The organism is Streptomyces lucensis JCM 4490, from assembly GCF_014650035.1.
In the GTDB taxonomy this organism is placed as follows: domain Bacteria; phylum Actinomycetota; class Actinomycetes; order Streptomycetales; family Streptomycetaceae; genus Streptomyces; species Streptomyces lucensis.
Window position 1 is genome coordinate 1 of sequence record NZ_BMUE01000043.1, and the last position, 3031, is coordinate 3031.

Annotated in this window: 1 protein-coding gene; it reads left to right on the forward strand. The window is 68.4% G+C overall.

Features of this window, described 5'->3' with window-relative positions:
* Positions 1–44 precede the first annotated feature (44 nt).
* Positions 45–3031 (forward strand): acyltransferase domain-containing protein (locus IE177_RS35540; RefSeq protein WP_268253202.1); only part of this gene is annotated, 2987 nt, incomplete at its 3' end.

Sequence of the window (3031 nt, forward strand, 5' to 3'; positions counted from 1 at the left end):
AGCAGCAGGACTGGCCGGAAACGGGCAGGCCGAGGCGCGCTGCCGTGTCCTCGTTCGGCATCAGCGGCACCAACGCCCACGTCATCCTGGAACAGGCCCCGATCGAGGAGCCGGAAACACGGGACGATGTCACGCCGGGCGGACCGGTGGCATGGGTGCTGTCCGCCAAGACCGAGGAAGCCCTACGGGAACAGGCCGCGCGGGTGCGGGGCCTTGTGGATGAGAGGGAACTCGCGGTCGCTGACGTCGGATTCTCCCTCGCCACCACCCGGGCACACCTCGAACACCGGGCCGCCGTCATCGCCGACGACCAGGACGGCTTCCTCGCCGGACTGGACGCCCTCGCCAGCGGCACCGAACACCCGGACCTCGTCAGGGGGTCAGTCTCCGGGAGCGGGAAGACCGCGTTCCTGTTCGCCGGGCAAGGCAGCCAACGCCTCGGCATGGGACGCGAGCTCTACACCACCCAACCCGTCTTCGCGCAAGCCCTCGACGAAGTCTGCGCACTGCTCGACCCTCACCTGGACGTGCCGCTCCGCGAAGTCATGTGGGCCGAGGACACCGAGCACGCCGGACTCCTCCACGACACGCTCTACACCCAACCCGCCCTGTTCGCCCTGGAGACCGCCCTCTACCGCCTGCTCCGGCACCTGGGCGTCACCCCGCACTTCCTCGCCGGGCACTCCATCGGAGAAATAGCCGCCGCGCATGCAGCCGGCGTCCTCAGCCTCGAAGACGCCTGCACCCTCGTCGCCACCCGAGCCCGCCTCCTCCACAACCTCCCCGCAGGCGGCGCCATGACCACCCTGCAAGCGACGGAGAGCGAAGTTCTCCCCGCTCTGGAGGGCCACCCCGGCGTCACCATCGCCGCACTCAACACCCCCAACAGCACCGTCATCTCCGGTGACGCCGACACCGTCGCGGAGATCGCCGGGCTATTCGCCTCACAGGGCCGCAAGACCACACGCCTGCACGTCAGCCACGCCTTCCACTCCCCCCACCTCGACCCCGTCCTCGACGACTTCCACGCCGTCGCCGAAACCCTCACCTACCACCAGCCCCGCATCCCCATCGTCTCCACCCTCACCGGTGAGGCGGCCACAGGAGATGAATTCACGACTGCGGACTACTGGACCCGCCAACTCCGCCAAGCCGTCCGCTTCCACCCCGCCCTCACCACCCTCACCGCTCTCAACACCACCACCTACCTCGAACTCGGCCCGAACACCACCCTCACCACACTGGTCCGCGCCGGCACGGACGCGATCGCCATCCCACTCCTCCACCCCGACAAGCCCGAGACCCACACCGTTCTCACCGCCCTCGCCACCGCCCACACCCACGGCACCTCCGTCGACTGGACCACCTGCTTCGCACCCCATCACCCCACCACCACCGACCTCCCCACCTACCCCTTCCAGCACGACCCCTACTGGCTCCACGACACCCCCAGCCACAACGTCACCGCAGCAGGCCTCTCTCCCACCGCGCACCCTCTCTTGGGCGCGGTGATCGAACTGGCCGACAGCGCTCACCTGTTCACCGGACGAGTTTCTCTCGACACCCATCCTTGGCTGGCGGACCATGCCATCCAGGGCACCGCTGTCGTTCCCGGCACCGTGCTGCTCGATCTCGCGCTGCACGCCGCTCACCACGCCGGCCACAATCACATCGAAGAACTCACCCTTCACCTTCCCCTCGTTCTGCCCCCACAGGGAGCCGTACGTGTCAGGGTGACGGTCGAGGGATCCGGTGACGACGGCAGTCGGTCGCTCACCATCGACTCTCAGCCGGAAGGGAACGCGTCGGCTTCCGATGCGGAGTGGACGAGGCATGCCGGCGCCACCGTCACAACAGTTGCCGAGTCCGGTGCGGCAGAAGCGGACTTCCAAGAAGCCTCATGGCCTCCCGCGCCGGCCGTTCCCGTCGACGCCACACATCTGTACGAAGGGCTCGCAGACCGTGGGTACGCCTACGGCGAGCTGTTCCAGGGGCTCCGCACCGCTTGGCGGGACGGGGACACCGTGTACGCGGAGGTGCGGCTGCCGCGTGACGTCGAGGCCACTGGATACGGTTTACATCCAGCCCTCTTGGATGCCGCGCTCCACGCCAATGCCCTCGTCGAGCAGACGGACGGTGACCTGCGTCTGCCCTTCACCTGGTCGGGTGTCACCCTGCACGCCACCGGTGCGACGGCCCTACGCGTCCGACTCACGACCTCTGGTGCGGACAAGCTGTCCCTGAGCGTGGCGGACCCGCACGGTATGCCCGTCGCCACGGTTCGGTCACTCACCACCCGTCCGATCGGCGACACCCTGCGTCAGGCCTCCCGCGGTGCCCTTCGCGACTCCTTGTTCCAGGTCGCCTGGACGGCCGTCCCTACCGATGGGGAGTCGGACACCCACGCGACATGGGCACTGCTCGGTGATGACACAGGCTCACTCGTCCGCACCGTGGGTGGGGCCTCCCAGCTCATCACGCCCCACGGTGACGTCCAGTCGCTCGTCGCGGCGATCGACTCCTCCGCCCCTGGACCCTCCGCCATCGCGGTGGCATCGGTATCTCAACCGGGCGTGGACCCTCTGACCTCCGCTCATCGTGTGACAGAGGCCGTCCTCACTGTGGTGCAGGATTTTTTGCACGCTGAGACCCTGACGTCGGCCCGGCTGCTCGTCATCACACGCGGAGCGGTCGCCGTGGGTGACGGGACGCAAGTGAATGACCTCGGTGCGTCCGCGGTCTGGGGCCTCGTTCGCGCCGCCCAGTCGGAGAACCCCGACCGTCTCGTGCTGCTGGACGTCGATACTCCCGAGATCCCGGTCGAGCTTCTCGATACGGCTCTTGTCACGGGTGAGTCCGAGTTGGCGCTGCGTGACGGCGTCGTCTACGCCCCCCGCCTGGGCCACGCCACCCTCCCCACCCACACCACCAACCGCCCACTCCGCCCACTCAACCCCGAAGGCACCGTCCTCATCACCGGCGGCACCGGCACCCTCGGCGCCATCACCGCCCGCCACCTCATCACCCGACA